This window comes from Moritella sp. 36 (genome assembly GCF_018219415.1).
Lineage (GTDB): Bacteria > Pseudomonadota > Gammaproteobacteria > Enterobacterales > Moritellaceae > Moritella.
The window spans coordinates 4502976-4523727 of record NZ_CP056120.1; the positions used below are offsets into that span (position 1 = coordinate 4502976).

18 protein-coding genes are annotated in these 20752 nt (G+C 41.1%); 2 read left to right on the top strand and 16 right to left on the bottom strand.

The window, feature by feature from the left end:
• Positions 1 to 247: 247 nt before the first annotated feature.
• Together relA and rlmD are read right to left on the bottom strand one after the other, a co-directional pair.
• The gene (relA, locus tag HWV03_RS19995) at positions 248 to 2494 is read right to left on the bottom strand and encodes a GTP diphosphokinase (RefSeq protein WP_211677606.1); all 2247 of its coding nucleotides are present in this window, start codon (positions 2492 to 2494) and stop codon (positions 248 to 250) included.
• A gap of 40 nt (positions 2495 to 2534) precedes the next feature.
• A complete protein-coding gene (gene rlmD, locus HWV03_RS20000; protein ID WP_211677612.1) occupies positions 2535 to 3869 on the bottom strand; it encodes a 23S rRNA (uracil(1939)-C(5))-methyltransferase RlmD in 1335 nt (444 codons plus the stop codon).
• 118 nt (positions 3870 to 3987) lie between these two features.
• Here rlmD and barA point away from each other — a divergent pair, with 118 nt between their 5' ends.
• On the top strand, positions 3988 to 6723 hold the full coding sequence (gene barA, locus HWV03_RS20005; RefSeq protein WP_211677614.1) for a two-component sensor histidine kinase BarA: 2736 nt from the start codon (positions 3988 to 3990) through the stop codon (positions 6721 to 6723).
• Between the two features lie 81 nt (positions 6724 to 6804).
• On the opposite strand, the gene pdxJ is transcribed toward barA, so the two are convergent.
• From pdxJ to rpoE, 10 genes are all read right to left on the bottom strand, one after another.
• Positions 6805 to 7542, bottom strand: a complete 738-nt coding sequence (gene pdxJ / locus HWV03_RS20010; RefSeq protein WP_211677616.1) for a pyridoxine 5'-phosphate synthase — start codon at positions 7540 to 7542, stop codon at positions 6805 to 6807.
• On the bottom strand, positions 7535 to 8242 hold the full coding sequence (recO, locus tag HWV03_RS20015; protein WP_211677617.1) for a DNA repair protein RecO: 708 nt from the start codon (positions 8240 to 8242) through the stop codon (positions 7535 to 7537). Before recO ends, pdxJ begins: the two co-directional genes overlap by 8 nt.
• 13 nt (positions 8243 to 8255) lie before the next feature.
• The gene (gene era, locus HWV03_RS20020; protein ID WP_211677619.1) at positions 8256 to 9167 is read right to left on the bottom strand and encodes a GTPase Era; all 912 of its coding nucleotides are present in this window, start codon (positions 9165 to 9167) and stop codon (positions 8256 to 8258) included.
• Positions 9164 to 9835: a ribonuclease III gene (gene rnc / locus HWV03_RS20025; RefSeq protein ID WP_211677621.1), complete on the bottom strand. Its 672-nt coding sequence runs from the start codon at positions 9833 to 9835 to the stop codon at positions 9164 to 9166. The genes era and rnc overlap by 4 nt, the downstream gene beginning before the upstream one ends.
• Positions 9836 to 9837: 2 nt before the next feature.
• Positions 9838 to 10752 carry a signal peptidase I gene (gene lepB / locus HWV03_RS20030; RefSeq protein ID WP_211677623.1) on the bottom strand — a complete coding sequence of 305 codons (915 nt, stop codon included), beginning with the start codon at positions 10750 to 10752 and terminating at the stop codon, positions 9838 to 9840.
• Between the two features lie 4 nt (positions 10753 to 10756).
• Positions 10757 to 12553: a translation elongation factor 4 gene (lepA, locus tag HWV03_RS20035; protein ID WP_211677629.1), complete on the bottom strand. Its 1797-nt coding sequence runs from the start codon at positions 12551 to 12553 to the stop codon at positions 10757 to 10759.
• A 91-nt stretch (positions 12554 to 12644) separates the two neighbouring features.
• Positions 12645 to 13124 (bottom strand): SoxR reducing system RseC family protein, encoded by a 480-nt coding sequence (locus HWV03_RS20040; protein WP_211677632.1) that lies wholly within the window; start codon positions 13122 to 13124, stop codon positions 12645 to 12647.
• Between the two features lie 87 nt (positions 13125 to 13211).
• Positions 13212 to 14252, bottom strand: coding sequence for a MucB/RseB C-terminal domain-containing protein (locus HWV03_RS20045; protein ID WP_211677634.1), 1041 nt, complete (start codon positions 14250 to 14252; stop codon positions 13212 to 13214).
• A gap of 13 nt (positions 14253 to 14265) precedes the next feature.
• A complete protein-coding gene (locus HWV03_RS20050) occupies positions 14266 to 14814 on the bottom strand; it encodes a sigma-E factor negative regulatory protein (RefSeq protein WP_211673187.1) in 549 nt (182 codons plus the stop codon).
• A gap of 42 nt (positions 14815 to 14856) precedes the next feature.
• Complete coding sequence (gene rpoE, locus HWV03_RS20055; RefSeq protein ID WP_067041729.1) at positions 14857 to 15435, bottom strand: RNA polymerase sigma factor RpoE; 579 nt, start codon at positions 15433 to 15435, stop codon at positions 14857 to 14859.
• Between the two features lie 304 nt (positions 15436 to 15739).
• On the opposite strand from rpoE, the gene nadB reads away from it, so the two are divergent.
• The gene (gene nadB / locus HWV03_RS20060; protein WP_211677636.1) at positions 15740 to 17344 is read left to right on the top strand and encodes an L-aspartate oxidase; all 1605 of its coding nucleotides are present in this window, start codon (positions 15740 to 15742) and stop codon (positions 17342 to 17344) included.
• Positions 17345 to 17425: 81 nt separating this feature from the next.
• Here nadB and HWV03_RS20065 read toward each other — a convergent pair whose 3' ends face one another.
• From HWV03_RS20065 to HWV03_RS20075, 4 genes are all read right to left on the bottom strand, one after another.
• Positions 17426 to 17932 (bottom strand): DUF4442 domain-containing protein, encoded by a 507-nt coding sequence (locus HWV03_RS20065; RefSeq protein ID WP_211677638.1) that lies wholly within the window; start codon positions 17930 to 17932, stop codon positions 17426 to 17428.
• Between the two features lie 65 nt (positions 17933 to 17997).
• Positions 17998 to 19917, bottom strand: coding sequence for an alkaline phosphatase family protein (locus HWV03_RS20070; RefSeq protein WP_211677640.1), 1920 nt, complete (start codon positions 19915 to 19917; stop codon positions 17998 to 18000).
• A 138-nt stretch (positions 19918 to 20055) separates the two neighbouring features.
• Entirely contained in the window at positions 20056 to 20463 is a 408-nt protein-coding gene (locus tag HWV03_RS22705; RefSeq protein ID WP_342357616.1) for a protein YgfX, read from the bottom strand.
• Complete coding sequence (locus HWV03_RS20075) at positions 20441 to 20692, bottom strand: FAD assembly factor SdhE (RefSeq protein ID WP_211673191.1); 252 nt, start codon at positions 20690 to 20692, stop codon at positions 20441 to 20443. Before HWV03_RS20075 ends, HWV03_RS22705 begins: the two co-directional genes overlap by 23 nt.
• Positions 20693 to 20752 lie beyond the last annotated feature (60 nt).

Consider the following 20752-nt stretch of genomic DNA (forward strand, 5'->3'; position numbering starts at 1 on the left):
AGTAATTAGGTGATAGGAGTTTCTAACGTGTGGATTAAAGTATGTTTTTGGTGTGAGTTTTATTTGGTAAGTAAGGAAATAACATGCAAAATGACAAGAAAAAGACTTGGCTATAATACCTACCGCTAATACTTCAGATGTAGACATACCGACAAGTAAAATTATTTCTGAGATAAAAGCCGGTATTGAAATCACAATCCCGGCTTTATAGTTCACTACATTACAGATACATATTTTATGTAATCAATTATCTTAAACGCTTAGCGTAAATCACACCTTTAACCTGACTCATACGGTTGGTCAAATGGCTCAGAGTATCAATATTATAAAGCTCGATATTAATCTCTAACGTCGCTGTTTGTAACTTAGTATCCGTCCGAGTATTCATACCAACGACATGGATACGATCATTAGCAAAGATAGTCGTTAAGTCACGTAATAAACCTCTACGATCCGTTGCATGTACCACCAGTGTGACACGATAACCGCCACTAAAATCGTCGCCCCAAACCGCATCAATAATACGTTCTGGTTGGCGATTACTTAAATCAGCATACTGTAAACAACCATTACGGTGGATCGAGATACCACGTCCTTGCGTAATATAGCCGACAATGTCATCACCAGGGATCGGCTGACAACAATTCGCAATATGGGTCATCAAATTCCCCATCCCTTCCACTACAATATGATCTTTATTACGCTTTTTCTTCTGCTGGTTTTGTGATTTTTGTACTTGCTGGTCAACCAACTCTAGCGCAAGCTTATCTTCTTCTTCCGCACTAGGCTGTAATAGCAGTACTTTAATATGGTTAATTACTTGGTTAAGACGCGCATCGCCACTACCAACCTGGGCCAATAAATCTTCTAGCGTATTAGAGTTAAAACGCTCGAAGGCACAGCTCGCATCAGACAGCTGGAGTTTAAGTTTATGCAACTCACCTTCTAGCATGTCTTTACCAGCGGCGACATTCTTATCGCGATCAAGACGCTTAAAGTATGTATTAATCTTGGCTCGTGCGCGCGCAGATTTCACATAACCGAGATTCGGTAATAACCAATCACGACTTGGATTGGGATTTTTCTGGGTGATAATTTCAACCTGGTCGCCAGTCTGTAGTTCATACGTGAACGGGACAATACGACCACTGATTTTGGCTCCAATACAGCGATGACCAACCATACTATGTACATAGTAAGCAAAATCAAGCGGCGTTGAACCTTGTGGCATATCAACCACATCACCTTTTGGGGTAAACACATACACACGATCATCAAATACCTGACTGCGTAACTCATCAACTAAGCTACCGCTTTCAGCCATATCATCTTGCCATGCTAATAATTTACGTAGCCAAGCAATTTTCTCTTCGTAACTGCCTTTCTTGGTGCTATCAGAACCTTCTTTATAACGCCAATGCGCAGCAACACCCAATTCTGCGTCATCGTGCATTTGCTTGGTACGGATCTGTACTTCAACGGCTTTATTCTCATCCCCTACCGCGACAACGGTATGGATGGATTGATAACCATTGGCTTTTGGATTTGCTACATAGTCATCAAATTCACTGGGAATAGGACGGAATAAATTATGAATAACCCCTAAAGCAGCATAACAATCCTGTAATTCAGCCGCGATCACACGCACTGCACGTACGTCATATAAACCAGTGAAATCCAAATTTTTCTTCTGCATCTTTTTCCAGATACTGTAGATATGCTTGGGACGTCCGTAAACTTCGACTTTACCGCCTGCAGCTTCAACACCCGTTTTAACTTGCGAGACAAAGTTAGCAATAAACTCTTCGCGATCAATACGCCGTTCAAGTAATAGTTTGGCAATTTTTTTATAGGTATCAGGATGCGAATAACGGAATGATAGATCTTCTAATTCCCACTTAAGCTGACCAATACCTAAACGGTTAGCAAGCGGCGCATAGATATCTGAAATTTCTTTTGCAGCTAGTACACGCTCTTCTTCAGATTCATTTTTAACCTGACGAAGATGACAAATACGTTCAGCTAATTTGATCACAATCGCGCGTACATCATCCACAATTGCCATTAACATACGGCGTAGATTATCCACCTGACTTTCCGATGGCTTTTGTGATTTTGCTTGTAGCGTACGGATCGCATCCATCTCTACAACGGCGACTAATAAGGGTAATAACTTGCAGCCAAACAAGGTGTCAATTTGTTCGTTATCATATAACTTGGCATCAAAAAATGGATATAGCAAAGCGACCTTTAAGGTATCCATATCCATATCCATGGTCATCAATATTTCAACCATTTCCACCCCGTAAGCAAGTAACGGGAAATGAACTTCAGCTTCATCCTCTAAGGATTCAGCTGTTTCTTTTAATGCTAATTGAGAATATAACTCAAATAATTCATCTTGCTCTGTCGAGGTGAGTGCTAACGAAGACGTCCAGGTCTTCGCATCAAAGTCTTTCGGGTTGGTCAAATGAGAATCACGTACCGCAACCATGTCTTAATTCCTAACAAGATTAAACCAAAAAATACACGCGCTAAACGCGTTCAAATAACGCCATTGACTCAACATGTCCCGTTTGTGGAAACATATCAATCATACCAAGGCGTGTTAATTTATAATGCTTTTCCATCAACAACTTCGAGTCTCGCGCTAATGTTGCTGGATTGCAAGATACATAGACAATTTTATTCACTTTTAGTTTATGTAAATATTGCACTGTTTCTGCCGCCCCCGCTCGAGCAGGATCTAATAATACTTTATCAAACCTATTTTTTGCCCAAGATAGCTTAGAGAAGTCAGCCGATAAGTCCGCTTGATAGAATTCCGCATTATCGACATTGTTCGCCATTGCATTGACTTGTGCCTGACGCACCATTTCATCAACACCTTCCACACCTACGACAGAATGACATAAACGCGCAACTGGTAAACTAAAGTTACCACCACCACAGAACAAATCTAATACTCTGTCTTCAGGGCTTAAATCTAGCCAATCGAGTGCTTGCGCCACCATTTGGTTATTCACCACAGGGTTCACTTGAATAAAATTACCCGGCGTAAAACTTAATTTAAATTCACCATCAGCAAGCTGATACCAAGCGGCTGGCGTATCAGGGGTTAATTTAAGTATCGATTCAGGCTCAGGTTGTAGGTAAATACTTAACTGATGTTCACCAGCAAAGGCTTGCAGTAAATCTTGATCTTTATCCTTCAATGGTTTTAAAATTCGGAATAAGCAAATAATGCCAGAATCCACTGCAAACAACTCAATATGGCCTAAATCACGACGTACATTAAGCGTAGCAAGTAATTGGCGTAAAGGTTGAATCAATGCTGACAAGGCGGGTACTAATACCGGACACTGATTAATTGCGACTAGGGATTTACTGTTACGTTCACGGAAGCCAAATACCAATGTCTTGGCTTTACGATCAAACATCACACTTAGACGTGCAGTACGACGATACTGCCAAGGCTGCGATAATATAGGCTCAGCAAATTCAATATCATCATTTTTACTGAAGTTCTGTAATAAACTAAATAATGCAGTTTGTTTATAATCAGCCTGAACATGGCTATCTAATGTTTGTAAACTACAGCCGCCACACGTTGCATAATGCGGGCATGCTGGTTCGATTCGTTGCTCAGATGGCGTTATTACTTTTCTTAAGATCGCTTTTGCGTATTGCTTTTTTTGTTCAATAATATTCACTGATACGCGTTCACCTGGTAATCCACCAGCAACAAATACCGCTTTGCCATCAAGGCGACCCAAACCTAAACCTTGATGATCTAATTTTTCAATAGTGATCTCGACCGCTTTACTCGGAGTTTTATGTACTTTTTTTGCTTTAAAAATTTGCGCCATATTGATATACAACTATTGCCTATGTCATCATTAGGGTATTATTCTAACCTGCTTTCCCGCTTTATACTTAAATAACTTCTGTAGATGGCATTAAACCAGATACCAATAAGATGACTTTATGACTAAATACGGACTTCGTGCCAAAGTAATGGCACTGACGATTTTACCGACAGTTTTGATCGGGACATTATTAGCCAGCTATTTCACCTTTAACCGCTATCAGCAACTAGAGACAGTACTTATTGAACAGGGCATTAATATCATTGAGCCACTGGCCATCGCGAGTGAGTACGGCATGTTACAAAACAGCCGAGAATCACTGAAAAAACTACTCGGTTTAACCCACCGCAAGTTTGCGCCGACGATTAAAAGTATCGCCATTTTTGATAACAATAATAAACTGTTTGTAACCAGTAATTACCACCGTAATTTTTCCGTGCTTAAAAACCCCGACAACAACAAACTGCCGGAAATCACCCAAGTCGAAGTACTTGATGATTACATCATTCTGCGTTCTCCGATTATTGCCGAAATTGACAATACCAATTTCCCATTAAGTTTAGAAAACCCGGAACAGGTCCTCGGCTATTTATCTATTCAGCTCATTCGTGACAAAGCGATATTACTGCAATACCGCGATACCACGGTCTCGGTATTTATTGTATTACTAGGCTTCTTTACCGCGCTTATCTTCTCCTGGCGATTAGTTAAAAACGTTACCCAGCCCATTACCGACATGGTCACCGTCGTTGATCGAATCAGAGAAGGCCGACTCGATGCCAGAGTAATCGGTGAACACACGGGTGAACTAGCACTGCTCAAGAATGGTATTAACTCGATGGCAAAGTCACTCTCGGCTTATCACGAAGAAATGCAGCAAAATATTGACCAAGCAACCTCTGATTTACGGGAAACCTTAGAGCAGATTGAAATTCAAAATATTGAATTAGATATGGCAAAAAAACGTGCTCAAGCAGCCGCACGAGTGAAATCTGAATTCTTAGCAAATATGAGTCATGAGTTAAGAACACCGCTTAACGGGGTGATTGGCTTCTCTCGCCAGCTATTAAAAACGTCACTAAGTCCGAATCAAACCGATTACTTACAGACCATTGAGAAATCAGCCAAGAACTTGCTTAGCATCATTAATGACATTCTCGACTTTTCTAAGCTTGAAGCGGGTAAGTTAACCCTAGAGCAGATCCCATTCAATCTACGCGACACGATTGAAGAAGCCGCCATATTACTCGCACCAACAGTGCATGATAAAGGCCTTGAGCTATCCCTACATGTTGATAAGAATGTTCCTGATGGCATTATTGGTGATCCATTCCGATTCCAGCAAGTGATCACCAACTTACTGGGTAATGCCATCAAGTTCACCGAAAGTGGTAATATTGATATCCATATTGAATTACTGGAATCCACACATAATAGCGTCACTATTCAAACGAATATCCGCGATACCGGCATTGGCATTTCAGAACAACAACAAGCGCAACTCTTTGAAGCCTTTAACCAAGCCGATACCAGTATCTCACGTCGTTATGGCGGTACCGGACTCGGTCTGGTTATTACCCAACGCTTAGTTGAATTTATGGGCGGTGAGATCTCGCTTGATTCTGACTTAGGCCAAGGTTCTAACTTTAAATTCTCGCTTAAATTTAATATGACCTCGACTTCATTATCTGAACCGCTGCCAGTCAGTGGCTTTAAAGGTAAACAAGTCTTGCTCTATGAAGTAGATAATTACTCCGCACGTTCGTTAATATCCTTGCTGAATAGTTGGGATCTGGACGTTTTACATTGTGCTAACGAAGCCGAGTGGCAACATTATATCGAGCAACCTTACCACTGCGTGATTATAGCTCAGAACGATGAAAACAATTTAACACCTATGTATAATAAGATGAGCCAGTGTCATGATATTAATGCGGCAGTCGTAGTATTAATTAACTCTTCAGACCCTTGTTTACAAGAAGAAATCATTCAAACTGGCGCAAGGCATTGCCTCACAAAACCATGTAATCACCGTAAACTTGTGAATGCATTAGCCTATTTAGAAAAACCAGCTGAACAGCCAATCCCGCAGCTGAAGATTGAAAAACCAAAAGCTAAAGTTGACCTGTCAATTTTAGCGGTCGATGATAATCCTGCGAACCTAAAACTTATTAGTGCAATGTTGACAGATTCAGTCACTCGCATTGAAATCTGTAGCAACGGTGCCGAAGCTGTTGCCAAAGCCAATAAAATGGATTTTGATATTATCTTTATGGATATTCAAATGCCAATTATGGATGGTATTAGCGCCTGTAGATCAATTCGTTCTGGCAGCCGTAATCAATCAACACCGATTATTGCAGTAACCGCACATGCCATGAGTGGCGAACGTGACCGTCTACTGAGTAAAGGTATGGATGATTACTTAACGAAACCAATTGATGAGTCTATTCTAAAGCGTATCTTACAGCAATGGGGCAGTTCGTCACATGATAACAGTGCGGTCCAAAACCATATTTTAAATTGGCCACTGACCTTACAACGTTCAATGGGTAAAGAAGATCTTGCGGTGGATATGCTAGAGATGTTTATCAATAGCTTACCAGAGATCAGTGAGCACCTTGAACAAGCTTTAGCACGGAGTTTGTCACGCTCAGAATTTCAGAAAATCATTCATAAATTTCACGGTGGCGCAGCATGTTGCGGGGTATTACCTATTCAGAATTTAGCCGATCAGATTGAGCGTGGTTTACGTAAGGGCGCAGACATCGAAGATGTTGAACCCGAAATATTTGAACTACAAGAAGCCATTGAAACAGTGATTAAGGAAGCACAGCCCTATTTACCCAATTAACCGCTAATCTAAATCTACGAACAACCACACAATAAAAAGGAGCCAATGGCTCCTTTTTGCATACGTATAAGAGGTAATAACTTAGCGGTTATTTCGCGCTTCTTGCATGATGATTTGCATGTCTTTTACCGCTTTACCTAAACCATCAAATGCCGCACGTGCAATAATTGCATGGCCGATATTCAATTCATAAATTTCAGGAATAGCCGCGATAGGTTGTACGTTATGGTAATGCAACCCGTGACCTGCGTTTACTTTCAATCCTGCGTTATGCGCATAGCTCACTCCAGCTGCGATCTTCTTCAATTCAGCTTGTTGCTCGCCTTCAGACTCTGCATCCGCATAAGCACCGGTGTGCACTTCAATGTACGGCGCGCCAGTTGCAACCGCCGCATCAATTTGCTCTTTGTCAGCATCGATAAATAACGATACAAGAATACCTGCTTCGCTTAAACGTTTAACCGCTTGAGTTATCTTGTCTTGTTGGCCAAGTACATCCAAACCACCTTCAGTTGTCAGTTCTTCACGTTTTTCAGGTACTAAACAAACAAACTCAGGTTCGATCTCACACGCAATATCCAGCATTTCAGCAGTCACAGCCATTTCCAGATTCATACGCGTTTGAATGGTTTCTTTTAGCACTCGCACATCACGATCTTGAATATGACGACGATCTTCACGTAAATGCACTGTAATGCCGTCTGCGCCATTTAATTCGGCGACAGATGCTGCATGCACAGGATCAGGGTAAGTAGTACCTCTAGCTTGACGCAGGGTTGCGATATGGTCAATGTTGACACCTAAAAAGATCTTATTCACGTTTAATTCCCTTATTAATAAATAGTTCTCTGCTTTTCAGCGGCTTATTGCCCAAATAGGGTAACAACATTTGTCGACAAAAGCGCTTTGCAGCCGCTGAATTCTCTTGGTTAAATTGTCTTTGCTCAAAGGCGAGTAAATCTTTACCTAAAAATGAGCTATCCACTGCAACTTTATAAATAGATGGCACAATCCCAACATGTGGTACGTATTTATACATACGCTCGGGGAGCACTGCATCCATGGTATCAGCACAATAGCTTAACGCACCAATGTTACCTAAACATTGCATTAAATTAAGTTCAAATTCACGCAATAAGGGTTCAAGCGGTTGTTGTTTAGCTAACGCTAATAATGCATTTTGATAATGGGAGAATAGTTCGGGGTTCGCTTGTTCACTGGCCAGTAAGCGATAGAGTAATTCATTGAGATAAAAGCTAGCATAGAGATGCCGACCTGAGAGGGGTAATGAATTTGATACCGCCTCGACCTGGCGCATGGATTTTAATCCACCTTTGCCGGCATAGGCGATATTAAGTAAGGTAAACGGCTGTAAAATGGCACTTTGACTGTTCTTACGCCCTCGCCCTGCTCGTCCTACTAACGAAATTTTACCATCGTTAATGGTAAAGAAGTCGATAAGTAAACTCGACTCCTTAAAAGGTCGACGGTGCAGTACAAAAGCGTTTTGTAAGTCCATGCAATAATGCTATTTACACTTCATCTCCGTAACCTAAGCTACGAAGTGCACGTTCATCATCAGCCCAACCAGATTTCACTTTCACCCAACATTCTAGAAATACTTTATTATCAAACAAAGTTTCCATATCACGTCGTGCTTCTGTACCAATAGTTTTTAACTTCGAGCCTTTGTTACCAATAACCATACGTTTTTGAGTATCTCGCTCAACTAAAATTAACGCATTAATATGGAACGTGCCATTTTCACTGACTTTAAACTGCTCGATCTCAACCGTGGTTGAGTAAGGTAATTCTTGGCCTGTAAAACGCATCAGTTTTTCACGAATAATTTCAGACGCCATGAAACGTGAAGAACGATCAGTTACATAATCTTCAGGGAAGTAAAAATCACCTTCTTGTAACTGCTTCGAACAAATACCACGTAGCATTTCTACGTTTGTCCCTTTCGTTGCAGAGATAGGAATAATTTCCGCGAAGTTAAACTTCGACGCCAATACCTGAAGGTGTGGCATTAACTCTTCCGCTTTATCTTTGATCGCATCGGTTTTATTAACCGCCAAGTAGATTGGGCATTTAATATCACGCAGCTTGTTCAATACCATGTCATCGTCTTCGGTCCAACGGGTACCATCAACAACAAAAACCACCGCATCAACATCAATATCTTTTAATGAGCTGCTTGCTGCACGGTTCATTAAACGGTTAATTGCACGTTTTTCATCAATGTGTAGGCCTGGAGTATCAACATACACAGTTTGACGATTATCTTCAGTATCAATACCTAGAATACGGTGACGAGTCGTTTGTGGTTTACGCGAGGTAATACTTACCTTTTGTCCCAGAATGCGGTTTAGTAACGTTGATTTACCTACGTTAGGACGACCAACGATAGCAACAAAGCCGCTATAAGTCATATCACTCATTGTAATTGCTCCAATGCTTTTTGAGCTGCTTCTTGTTCTGCTTTACGACGACTAGTACCTTTACCTGTAACAGGTTTCTCTAGGCCTTCAATAACGCAATGAATGGTGAACTCTTGATTATGAGCCTCACCTTTAACTTCCACTACTTGATACAATGGAAGAGCTTGCTTACGTCCTTGCAGCCATTCTTGTAATTGTGTTTTAGCATCTTTCTGACCAATACCTGGTTTGATCATTGCTAAACGTGATGCATACCAAGCCAGTACACGTTCACGCGTTTTCTCGATATCGCTATCCAGATACATAGCACCAATTAAGGCTTCCACTGTATCTGCAAGGATAGATTCACGACGGAATCCACCACTTTTTAATTCACCAGGACCTAAGATTAAACACTCACTTAATTCAAACTCACGCGCAATTTCAGCGAGCGTTAACCCTTTCACTAAGGTGGCACGCATACGGCTTAAATCACCTTCCGGCACCTCAGGAAACTGGCTAAATAATGCATCTGAGATAATAAAGCCAAGTACCGAATCGCCTAAAAATTCAAGACGTTCATTATGTTTGTAATAAGCACTACGGTGCGTCAGCGCTTGTTGTAGCAGGGCACCGTCTTGGTACTGATAACCTAATACTTTTTGTAATCTTTCTAATATAATTGTCATAATTATTTTAACTTGCCAATACGACTAAAGCGTATACCCGTTGGGATCCAACTAGGTAATAAAGAATCTGGGTCGCGTTCAAATTCGAAACTCGTCCAAATGAACACAGCCTTTCCGACTAAATTTGCTTCCGGAACAAAACCCCAAAAACGGCTATCAGCACTATTATCACGGTTATCACCCATCATGAAGTAATGACCATCCGGTACAACCCATTCATATTGACGGGTTGGCGGATTATCTTGCTGATAAAAATCACGCACTAAATCAGGACGGCTAGGGTTAATTAAAATGTTGTGTTTAACATCCCCAAGTTGCTCTGTGTATTGCTGTAATTCAACCATTTGATCTTTAAATTTGCCAATTTCGACTAAACTAAGATCGAGTTTTTTAAACCCTGCGCAGTTTGTTCCGCTGCATGCTTGTTGAATGAAAACCTGCTTTCCACGATAGGCTATACGATCACCCGGCAAACCGACCACACGTTTAATGTAATCAACGGTTGGCTCTGGTGGGTATTTAAATACCGCAACATCACCACGCTCTGGTTTACCTGTTTCGATAAGTGTAGAACGTAATACCGGATCTTTAACACCATAACTAAATTTTTCAACCAGAATAAAATCACCAACTAATAACGTTGGCATCATAGATCCTGATGGAATTTGAAATGGTTCGTATAAAAATGAACGTAATACCATCACCGCTGCAATCACAGGGAAGATCGATTTTGCATTTTCAACAATAAACGATTCTTGCCCTAATTTTGCAATAGCTTCCGCTGGTAATTCTGCTTGAGATTGAGCAAACGCGACTTTTTCAGCGCGTGCCTTTTCCCAAATCAGTTTATCTAACGCCCAAATAATACCGCTAACGAAAGTAACCAATACCAATATTAGTGAAAAATAGGTTGCCATTTATCTAATCCTTTCCGATATGCAACACAGCCAAGAAGGCTTCTTGAGGTACTTCAACATTACCTACTTGCTTCATGCGTTTCTTACCATCTTTCTGCTTCTGTAGCAGTTTTTTCTTACGGCTAATATCACCGCCATAACATTTAGCGATCACGTTTTTACGCATTTGCTTTACGGTACTACGGGCAATAACTTGTGAACCAATAACCGCCTGAATTGCAATGTTAAACATTTGACGAGGAATAAGTTCCTTCATCTTTTCAACCAGTAAACGACCACGATTAATCGCATTATCTCGGTGAGTGATCATCGCTAATGCGTCGACACGATCCGTGTTAATCAATACATCAACACGCACCATGTCAGCAGCATTGAAGTATTTGAAAGAGTAATCCAATGACGCATAACCACGGCTTGTCGATTTCAAACGGTCAAAGAAGTCCATTACTACTTCACCCATCGGGATCTCATAAGTTAATGCAACTTGCTTGCCGTGATAATCCATCTTAGTTTGTACACCACGCTTGGCAATACAAAGGGTTATTACATTACCTAAGTATTCTTGTGGTACTAGGATGTTACATTCTGCAATTGGCTCGCGAATTTCTTCAATATCATTAATTGCCGGTAATTTAGCTGGGCTATCAACGTAAACAACTTCACCTTTTTTGGTTTCTACTTCGTAAACAACCGTTGGTGCCGTCGTAATCAGTTCAAGATCGTATTCACGCTCTAAACGCTCTTGAATGATTTCCATGTGTAGTAAACCTAAGAAACCACAACGGAAACCAAAACCAAGTGCAGAAGAACTTTCTGGTTCATAGAATAAAGACGCATCGTTTAGGCTGAGTTTACCCAGAGCATCACGGAACGCTTCATAATCGTCAGAGCTAATTGGGAACATACCCGCATAAACCTGAGGCTTAACTTTACTAAAACCAGGTACAGGTGCATCAGCAGGATTACGCGTATTAGTTAACGTATCACCCACTGGAGCGCCTAAAATATCTTTGATTCCGCAGATCACGAAACCAACTTCACCGCAGTGCAACACATCTGTATCTGTTTGTTTTGGTGTGAAGATACCGACTTTATCAACAAGGTGAGACTCACCCGTAGACATAACAGTAATCTTGTCACCTTTACGTAGTACACCATTGGTAATACGAACCAAAGATACAACGCCTTGATAATTATCAAACCATGAATCGATGATCAACGCTTGCAGTGCTGCGTCTTCAGAACCTTCTGATGGACATGGAATGTCTCTAACAATTGTTTCAAGTACGTCTTCGATACCTAAACCAGTCTTAGCAGAACAACGCGTTGCTTCCATTGCATCAATGCCAATAATTTCTTCGATTTCTTCTGCTACGCGATCTGGATCTGCGGCAGGTAAATCGATTTTATTCAGGATCGGCACAACTTCCAGATCCATCTCAATAGCGGTATAACAGTTTGCGAGAGTTTGTGCTTCTACGCCTTGACCAGCGTCGACAACAAGTAAAGCACCCTCACAGGCTGCTAATGAGCGAGAAACCTCATAGCTGAAGTCCACGTGCCCTGGCGTATCAATAAAGTTAAGTTGGTAAGTTTCACCATCCTTCGCTTTATAATCCAGCGTTACGCTTTGTGCTTTAATTGTAATGCCACGCTCGCGCTCAATATCCATTGAGTCAAGAACCTGTGCAGCCATTTCACGGTCAGATAAACCACCACAAAATGAGATCAAACGATCTGATAAAGTTGATTTACCGTGATCGATATGGGCAATAATTGAAAAATTACGAATGTGTTTCATGAGTTAGATAATATCCAATACTTAGTAGATATGACACTTAATGAGGCAGATTTTAACGGATTTAAGGGATGACTGCTATCTTTCATTGCTTTTAATCAGCGCGCCATTGCCCTATCACTTCCGATTGAGCTACAACACCTAGCATTTTAGGTTTAAAATCAAAGCGTTGGTCAAATGTAACGCTTATTTTCCGCGTGCAACTAAAACCAATGTAACCACCAACAAAAGCCGCGAGAATAACCAAGCCTTCACCTTCAAATTGGAAAACTTGTGATAAATACTGACCAAGACCAAGTGAGAGTAAAATTGCCGCTAATGGTAACAAGTAAACCAGCATTGCGCTGGTGACTAAATTTTTTTCACGTAAACCAATTTCGATTTTGTCACCCGTAACAACATCTGCTGTTTTAGTGACCGTAAAACGGTGAGTACGATGTGGGAATGCTTTAGCTACTGTCCCGGTACCACAGTTATCGCTCGCGTGACAATGGTTACAAGCAGATTGGCTTTCGCACTGTACCGAAACCTGATCACCAGTAACACTTTGAACGATAGCGGTTTCAATAATCATACGGTAAATGCCTTATATAAAACAATCGTAACCGACTTAACAACACAAACCTTTTATTGTTAAACGCGGTTACGCATGCTAGAAAAATTAGTTATCAGTATTACGGACGACTGATTCAGCAATTTTCTTGGCGGTAAAGCTAGGCACTTCACCCACCACGACAATCTCAATGTCGTCTGTAATTTTAGATTGTAAACTAATTTGTCCCGATACACCTAACCCTTGACTTAAACTACCCGCTTTCGCATTAGTATTAACATAGATAGATATATCGACTAACCCATCAGAAAACTGCATATAATCAATTGTTTGACCTATACCTGCGATCTGGTGCTTGTTACTCACAATTTGTTTGAAACCATCTGGTATCCAAGTCGCTTTCCACTCCGATTTCGTTGGTTCTGGCATTAATGCTTGTGTTTGCATTGCTGATAATACCGGTGGTAATTTCACCGCATTGAGCTGCTCTAACCAAGGCGTCACATCTGGAAATTGATACAGTGAAATAGCCATCACTTGGAACACCACTTCACCACTGTCTTTAATCATGTCAATACGCAGCGGTAAATTGGTAGTTAAATCTATCCAGATTAAATAACCAAAGCGATATTTATCATTCGGCACAACACGTACAATTTGACTTAAACGCCCTGTCACACGTGATTTCCCACCAACATATATCGCTTGGTATAAGCTATCATCAAGCGTCAATTCAGTTGCCATTAAATCAAATAATAACCCCGGAATAGCGGTTGATGATAACGAATAACCTGGCTGCTCAGCTTCAAAGAAACTGGTGATATTACCGCGGCGTAAATATTCACGTGGATTACCATTTAATGACAGTAAATGTCCAACAGACACACCATCAATTAGCCCATGACTATAACGCATAGGGGTAATTCTACCACGCTCAATTTCGACATAAGACAGATCATAATTTAACTGCTTAAACGCCGTTTTCATCTTGTCTAGCAATGCGTCAGCGGATAATTTTGGTTGTCCTGAAACACTCTTATTCGCAACGCTATTAACGAGTTGTTCACTGCTTGACGTTGCTTCACTCCATGCCTGCGGCGTAAAAAATGAAAACAACAAGATCCACAAACCAACACTTTTCTTGAACATTACTGGCTCACTATTATTGCTGGATGCGTTTTTGTAATTGATGATCAAGTACAAATGCATTAATACGACGCACTTGTTCTACCTTTTCTTCATCCGTAAATTCTGGCTGTACTTGACGCGAATCAGGTGATTCAACACTAAAACTAACTGGTGATGCAACACCGGCAAACGGCATCACATTCAGCGCTGGTTCAAGTCCTGTTATTGGAGCTTCGGTATTGCTGTATTGCACACCCGTAATCACCATTAACGCAACTGATGCCGCAATCGCAAATTGACCACCTGTTTTTAGCCAAGGCTGGATTACTTTCTGATAGAAAGAGCTGTCGTTTGCACTTTCTTTTGGCATTGTCAGTTCAGGTTCTTCGGCGATAGCAGCTGTGATGGCACGGGTAAGATCTAAATTAACCGTTGCAGGTGTTTCACCACGCATCACATCACCAATCATGTGGTAATGCTGCCAACTTGAAGATAATGCTTCATCCTTACCTAACTCATCAAGTAGTGCAGCATCGATATATTCATTGTCTACTAAGGAGGATAAACGTTCTTTTTCTATCATAATTAATTACCTAAATTTACTCGTCCGTAATCTGTGTTTAACTTACTGTTGAAGTAAGGGTTTTAATTTTACTTCAATCGCTTCACGCGCTCGAAAAATACGTGAGCGAACAGTACCCACTGGGCAGCTCATGACAATACTTATATCGTCATAACTCATGCCTTCCATTTCACGTAATGTTATCGCTGTACGTAATTCATCAGGTAACGCGTCAATAGCAGAAAAAATTACTGCTTTCATTTCTTCCGCCAAAATAATCCGTTCTGGTGTTGATGACTCACGCATGCCATCATTACCTTCGTAAAACTCCGCATCTGCAGCATCAACATCATTTGCAGGTGGTCGTCTACTTTGCGCAATTAAATAATTTTTAGCTGTGTTACTGGCAATCCGATATAGCCAAGTATAAAACGCGCTATCACCTCTAAAATTAGGCAACGCACGATACGCTTTAATAAACACTTCCTGAGTCACATCGGCAACGTCACCACTGGCTGAAACGTAACGTGAGATCAGGTTCGCCACTTTCTGTTGGTATTTAGTCACCAATAAATTAAATGCGGCTTTGTCACCGCCTTGAACTCGCTCGACTAATTGCAAGTCCGTCTCTTTTGCACTCATTAGTAACTCATAACCTCTTATTATCCTGATGACACTAGTATTACTAATGTGTATTTTTCAGACTGCGTTATATAAATAAAGTTCGTTTTAACGCCAAATAAAGTTCGCCATTGTGCTAATTAAATCAAAATAAGGACAAATAAATCAAAATACCTTTTTATTGCCCGAGATTTAAAGCTTATAATGCCCTACTTAGAGTTATACCTAAACAACCTCAAGATGCACAACCTGCTCATCTCTGATATAGCATTTTGACGTAACTTGGGTATAGACATAACAGCATACTACAAATAGAGCGGAAACTATGAGAACAAATGCGGAATACCAAAGCGATGTACTGATTATCGGCAGTGGTGCCGCAGGACTCTCACTTGCCTTGAAACTCGCAGATCACGCTAAAGTGACAGTATTAAGTAAGAGTAGCTTAACCGAAGGGTCAACTCTCTACGCACAAGGTGGTATCGCCGCCGTTTTTGATGAAGCTGACAGTGTTGAAGGCCATGTATCCGATACCCTTGTTGCAGGTGCAGGTTTATGTGATGAAGATACCGTTAGCTTTACAGCAAGCAGCGCGGCCGCCAGCTTAAACTGGTTAATAGATAAAGGCGCACCATTTGATCAAGTAGCCGATGATAATGGTGAACAGCAGTATCACCTAACCAAAGAGGGTGGTCATAGCCATCGCCGTATCTTGCATGCCGCAGATGCCACTGGTAAAGCGGTACAAACTACATTAATCGAAAATGTCAGTCAACATCCTAACATTACCTTAATGGAACGTTTTAACGCGGTTGATCTTATTTCGACTAAACAACTTAACCAAGCGACCAACCGTATTGTCGGTGCTTATGTGTGGAACCGAGAAGCCGAGAAAGTAGAAGTGATTAAAGCACGCTTTGTTATCTTAGCAACGGGCGGTGCAAGTAAGGTTTACCAATATACCAGTAATCCTGATGTCTCTAGTGGTGACGGTATTGCCATGGCATGGCGCGCTGGTTGCCGTGTCGCCAATATGGAATTCAATCAATTCCACCCTACCTGCTTATTCCACCCAGATGCAAAGAACTTCTTATTAACCGAAGCACTACGTGGTGAAGGGGCCTATTTACGTCATGCAGACGGTACCCGTTTTATGCCAAGTTTCGATGAACGTGCTGAATTGGCTCCGCGTGATATTGTTGCCCGTGCTATCGACTTTGAAATGAAACGTCTGGGTAGTGATTGTGTATATTTAGATATCAGTCATAAACCCGCTGAGTTCGTTATTAGTCATTTCCCGACTATTTATGAGCGTTGCTTGAAGTTAGGTATTGATATCACGACCGACCCAATCCCAGCAGTACCCGCTGCACATTATACCTGTGGTGGTGTAATGACTGACTTAACGGGTCAAACTGATATGCGCGGTTTATACGCGATTGGCGAGGTAGCTTATACGGGTTTACACGGTGCAAACCGTTTAGCCAGTAACTCATTATTAGAATGTATTGTGTTTGCCCACGCAGCGGCAGACGATATTTTATCAAAACTGCATAAAACCCGTAAAGATTACCGTATTCCAGCCTGGGATGAGAGTAAAGTGACGAACTCAGATGAAGAAGTTATTATTCAACATAACTGGCACGAACTACGTCTATTTATGTGGGATTACGTGGGGATTGTAAGAACGACAAAACGTCTAGAGCGCGCCCTGCGCCGTGTGAATCTATTGCAGCAAGAAATTGATGAGTACTACAGTAATTTCCGCGTCAGTAATAACTTATTGGAATTAAGAAACCTGGTGACAGTAGCAGACTTGATCATTCGTTGTGCGTTAGATCGCAAAGAAAGTCGCGGCTTGCACTACACACTCGACTACCCAGAACAATTCAACGAACCACAACCAACTATATTACAGCCTAAGGTATAACTTATGGCTGGTTAGCCGTTATAAAAATAAGATGCAAGAAAGCAGCTATCAGGCTGCTTTCTTGCATCAGCGACGGCCTTATCAACCACCGATTTTTTTAGTCATACTTTTTAATGACAACATTAAGGTAAAAGCGGCCACTGGCTCATCCCCAGTACTATCTGGACAAGTGGCGATAACCTTAATCGGTCTATTTAATCGCTCACCAGTGATCACAGCTTCCTTTACATACTGAGCGATATCGAGCCCTTGCACGCAGGTAAAGTAAGTATCCCCCTCTGCACGTTTAATAAAATCAACTTGCATCGATTTCAATGCGAAGCCCACCTTAACGCTTTTCATTTGCGTTTTGTGCATTGCAGCTAATACGCCTGTGCAGTCAGCACCACTTGCAAGTACCCCGACAAACATTGAGTTCAGGTGATTTTTGTTGCGTCTTTTAAATGGGATCTTAATCGTACAAGTACGCTCATCAAGTTGATGTACTGAAGGTCTAACATAAAATAGCGAGGGTACTTTAAGTAAGGTAAATAATCGTAGAAATAGCGTGTACTTAGTCGTTTCTGAAAATAAGTTGAATAGCTTCATCCGTTTAGCCCTTATAATGCATTGAAAATAAAGACTAACACGAATTAAGTTCCGCAAAGTAGAATTTAATCATGCTTGGGCGGAACAAACTGAGTTTCAGTCATATCACTGTGTAATACTGCGATCTTGCTCGGAGCACCATTCTCAGCAAAACTAACCATGCCAATACCACTGTGATTTACCAAACGTTTATCTCTGGCATTATTAGGTTTACAACCTCTAATTGTCATACGCTTACGCTTAGTAAAAAAGTTCAGAGGTGAATAATAACCGTATAACCAAGCATTGAGCTTATCAAAACACGATAACAATTTTTCGGGAAACTGATTTTTAAGTCCGCTACAAGTGATTTGGTATATTTTCGGTCCTCCATGGCGAAAGCGAATACCGACCTCATACGCAAACGAATAGTGTACATCACCCGACAGGATCACAAACTGCTGCGGAGTTTTACGGTGCATAAAAATACTCAACAAGGTATTAGCGGTACCCGGATGTGCCATCCAGTTTTCTGCATCAACCATTAACGAAGCCCCGCACATAGTCGCAATTCGCTGGATCGTTTCAATCACTTTTACACCATACATTGGCGCAGGGGACACTATAATGACTTTATCTTGCCCTACTAGCTCATGCTGAAATTCCATCAAGGCTTCCCAATCCATAAGCCCTGAAGGTTTAGCTAAATTAGATTCACTGCGCCAACGCCTTGTACGTGTATCTAAGACCACTAATTTAGGCGATGTTGCTAAGGTATAGTGCCATTGTTCATACTTAAGTAAGGCGGTAATTAAGTCATCCTGAGTCTGCATCGAGGGTGAGTTGAAGTAACCAGCTAATGGCACGCTTAAATTAGCAATCATACACTGTGGATTATTCCCCAAACCTTGAAACAAAGTATAACCAATTAGCGCATTACCAATGATCCGTTTCGAAAATGTATGGCCATAAGCGGCTTCTTCCCATTTCGCAGTCAGGTTCCAGTCATCAGTAACATCATGATCATCAAACATCATATAAGTCGGTAAATGAGCCATCAGGCGACGAACTTTACTTAGCCCCGCTTTAAAGACTCGTAAGTTATCCCATTCATGCTGCCAACGCGTCAAATATTCAGCGGTTAAGCCTTCTACGTCACGGGGAATCGAGATCTGTTGCCATAATTCTGGTGACCAAGAGAGTAGATACAAGGCCATCACTTCACTGGCACTAACTAAGTGGTTTTCTGCCGATGTTGAAGTAAAAACAGCATGATTAACATACCAATTATGCAGTGCTGTTTTAGCGGGGTATTCAGTGCGGGGTAATAGGTCTATATGCCGTTGATACATATCTTCTGGCTGATAACCCAGTTCACGACTATTACTAATATTTGCCGAAAGAAACGTCTCATTTGGTAAGCCTAATAAATCAATTACTTTCCCGATAGCATATAGCATGGGTCCAGCCACATCATCGACATAAACCTGATCACCACTCAGCATCAATAATGCAGGTCGCTCATCTAATGAAGGCATCTGCTGCAATCGAATATCAGCAGCAACTAACGCATCAGCACTATCATGGTGAGGCTGACGGCATGAGCCATGCAACAAATCATTAATTGTCGGCTTAACAATAACACTTGGCAGAGGAAGTATTGTATTATCGACAGCGTGTATATCTGTGTAGCAAAGCCCTTCAATTTGAGCAAAAACATTTCCTGATATCGCATCACAGAGTTGATATTTAACTTCAATCTCCGCAGGCAATAACACCTCGGCTTTCACATTAATTAAATACTGATAGGCATGTTTACCGAGTTGAATAGTGTGTACTTCATCACCCGTTAACTGACGTGAAAAGTTGGCTCCCTGTAAGGTTAAATTCAATTCAGCTAACAACGTTGAACTCACAAACCATAAAGTGAAATGTTGTATATCGCAATGACGTAATATCGGTCCAGCAATAATAAGTGGTAATGATTCAGAAGTTGACGTTGGCATTTATCGCTCTTAATAAAAAAGTAAAGCTATTGCAGAATAAACTAGAACGTGGACAGTTACAGTTTGAAGATGAACTTACCAGTACTTAAACAATTCTTTACGCTCAAATAAAGTGTATACCCAAGTTACTTCAAGCTGCTATTTTAAAATTTTAATAGTCCGAACTAGACGGCGATAATCAGTATCGTCGATAGCATCACGCATTATACACAATGACTGAACGCGCCCCTTATTTAAGCTGATATAACTTAACTGAATAAAAAGGTCTGCGCTGCGTGAACATGGGGTAATTGCAAATAACTCTCCCCCAGCGTCAAACTGAATGTAACCATTGGTGAAATAGGTAAAACAGGGACGGCGTAGCCAATGTTGCCTGCATTGAGAACCACACAGAGCAATAATGACTACGGAATAAACCAATTGCAGTGGTATAAGTACCAGCCAAGTCAGCAGCAAACCGAGCACCGAACTATGTATTACAATACACAGCAACAACCAGTATTTAGATGGGCGTAACGTGACGCTACACTTTAACTCTTGAGACAATTTTATTCATCATATAGGCTAACTCTGGATCTTCACACTTTTCATGACCCATTGCCCAAGCAAATAACTCTGGGTCTTCGCCTTCTAACAAGCGTTGGAAAATCAATTTATCTTCATCTGATAAATCATCATAAGCTTCATCCACAAACGGACGAAATAATACATCGAGTTCTAGCATGCCACGGCGACAAGCCCAGCGTAAACGCGCCTTTGAATCTAACTTCGTCATCTTTTTCCCTTATCATATTGTCCATAAGTTAATTCTATCATAAAAATAAACAAGATCTTA